Source organism: Candidatus Similichlamydia epinepheli (genome assembly GCF_003056015.1).
Map to the genome: position 1 here is coordinate 1 of NZ_PPEU01000097.1, position 2,530 is coordinate 2,530.

Sequence of the window (2,530 nt, forward strand, 5' to 3'; positions counted from 1 at the left end):
GAAGAGCTAAAGACACGAATAGAAGAGGAAAAGGAAAGACTACAAGCTCTTAAAGAATTTGTGCACGGTCAAGACTGCGTGCCTGTACGTAGACAGATCAGGGGTGGCTATGCCGAAAATCCTACTGTTGGGACTACTCTTGGTGATGGGAACTCAAGCGAAAGTCATTCTGATGGAACTGAAACTGGTTATCATCAGCAGGACAACAACAGAGGGTTTGCCCGTCGCGATCTAGAAACGACAGAAGGTCTTGATGACGCTTATACAGATATGGGCGGTGACGATCATTCGCATGATTGCACTAGCTCATCTCGCCAACAAGGGCGAAACTGGCACGGTCTAAGAGATCCAGATGCATATGACGAGGAAGTCTTTTTATTCGCTTGTTTGGTAAACTATTTAACTGGGAGGGGTTTTTCCCCCAAAATTACCTGGGACCACTCTATTCCCTTGTTGTGAAGTCGTAACAGATTTAGAACCAATGAGTCAGCGCTAATGGTTTCTAGTGAGATGCTTCTGTGTAAGGTGAATTGACCACTTGTAGGATCAATTCCGAAGACTTCATCTTCATTTGGAGACAAGTTTTCTTGTAACAAGCGAATAAAAAGAGCATTAGATTCTTTTGTCTTAGAAACCAATCCTAAAAAACAGATCACTTGAATAACAGGATCTTTTGTATCAGCTTCTATGGACATGAGCAGGCCTTCTTCCGTTTTTATTTCACAAGAAGAAGATCCATTGAGTTCAATTGTTGAGCCGGTCCATCTTTCTGAGAGTTCTTTGATCAAGTTTTCAAAAGGCAAGTAGTACATGTTTCAATCTGCTCCTAGAATCTCTTTCTTAACAGCACGCTCTTCTTCCTCGGTCAGATCCTCGTCAGAATCTTCATCGGAATCCTGTGAATCATCGTAGTCATCATCGTCATTAGCTTCTATGATATCCTCGTATTCATTCTCTAACTCTTCTAAAACCTCAAGAATAGTTTTAGTGAGTTCTTCCTTATGTAAAAGTGCAGCGTTAGGATCAGTACCATATCCAAATAACTTATATGGATCTACTTCACGCAAAGCATCTCTTACTTGCATACCTAAAACAATTAATCCTGGAACTGAATCATGTGCCCCCATCTGACCAATTAGGTGCCGAGTATTTTCTGGGCTTGGAAACCGATCTGAAACAAAGCGCATAAATGTCTTCGACATAATTTCAAAGTTCATCTTTGGCAAAGAATCGAGACCATATTGAACAAACAACCGATTTACCATCTTTTCACGAGCTTTAAAAAACCTAAAGACTCCCAAAATTGCTTGAGCAATACGTGTCTCATTTAAAAGACGATAAAGCTCTCCACGAGCAATTGAAGGGCCTTTTGATCGCAAATCGGCTCCCAGCGATCGAAGAAGAAAACCAATAACTTTCCTGAGCTGAGGGTACGCGAAACGGCTAGATAGATCCTCAAATAGATCAGGTGCTGTCCTTGGGTTTGCCGTAATATCTAAATACATTTTTCTAAGTAAAATTGGTGATCCCAATCCATGCTTAGAAAAGAATCTAGCTTCATTGCCAATATTTTTCCCGGCAAGAATTTCTCTACCATATTTCTTTTGAATAGTATCTTTCAAATTCTTAAATTTTTTAAGAAGAGCTGAATCAGCACCTTCGGATAAAAAATCTAAAACCTCATCGACTAGAGACCAATCCTGAAAATAAAGTTTAATCTTATCCAGAATTGTCTCTTCGTCGTCATCTCCACGAATTTGACCTTGTAAAGCTAAGAGGTACTGTTCATCTAATTCTTCATTATCTTCCTGATAACGCGCGGCCCTTTCTCGGGCTGATTCTTTGGTTTCAGATACACGTTTCTCTTCATCACCAGCCAAGCCACTACTCCTGCGAACTTTTTTTCTTGCACGCAGCTTGTCTTTTTTTCTTCGTAAAGAATCTAACCCATTAAAAAGAGAAAGTTTACCCTGAGAAAGAAGCGAAACAAGAGAGTCTGATTTCACTTCCATATGAATCACATTCAGTTCATTTTTTAGAGCTAATGCATCTTCTTGACTGATCTTGATCCCGTCAAACCCCGATGAAGGATCAATTCTGTTATTAGCCATACTGAGACCTATCTTTTCTGATTACCTCAGTTGAATTCTCCCCAGGGGTTGGATACGGATCTCAGGAATAACCTCTTGATAGGAAATGACAGCAACATCTTGTATTTCCATTTCAATAAGCTTACGAACGAATCTACGAACATCAATGGCGGTCAATACAACAGGAGGCTGCGCTCCCGGAGGAGGTGACGTAATCACATTGCGAAATGCCTGGAGAATCAGTTGCACCGAATCAGGGTCCAAAGCTAAATAAGAACCTGCAGATGTCTGCTTAATCGCTCCACGCACAATGTCTTCAATTTCAGGGTCTAAAACATAAACAGAGATAACAGATTGCCCTTGAGAATACTTATAACTGATATATCTCTTCAGAGATGATCTAACATATTCTGTCAAGAGAACTGTGTCTTTCTCCGACT

4 protein-coding genes are annotated in these 2,530 nt (G+C 40.4%); 1 reads left to right on the forward strand and 3 read right to left on the reverse strand.

Translation table 11 applies throughout. The features are described from left to right. A partial coding sequence (locus GCCT14_RS04405) for a hypothetical protein (protein WP_108624387.1) occupies positions 1 to 459 on the forward strand: 459 nt, incomplete at its 5' end. Here GCCT14_RS04405 and GCCT14_RS04410 read toward each other — a convergent pair. The 3 genes from GCCT14_RS04410 to GCCT14_RS04420 all read right to left on the reverse strand — a co-directional run. After that, positions 396 to 812, reverse strand: a complete 417-nt coding sequence (locus GCCT14_RS04410) for a type III secretion system chaperone (RefSeq protein ID WP_108624388.1) — start codon at positions 810 to 812, stop codon at positions 396 to 398. The genes GCCT14_RS04405 and GCCT14_RS04410 overlap by 64 nt on opposite strands. 3 nt (positions 813 to 815) lie before the next feature. Further along, the gene (locus GCCT14_RS04415) at positions 816 to 2,111 is read right to left on the reverse strand and encodes an HrpJ domain-containing protein (RefSeq protein ID WP_108624389.1); all 1,296 of its coding nucleotides are present in this window, start codon (positions 2,109 to 2,111) and stop codon (positions 816 to 818) included. 21 nt (positions 2,112 to 2,132) lie between these two features. Next, positions 2,133 to 2,530: FHIPEP family type III secretion protein (locus GCCT14_RS04420; protein ID WP_192875505.1), on the reverse strand; the 398-nt coding region annotated here is incomplete at its 5' end.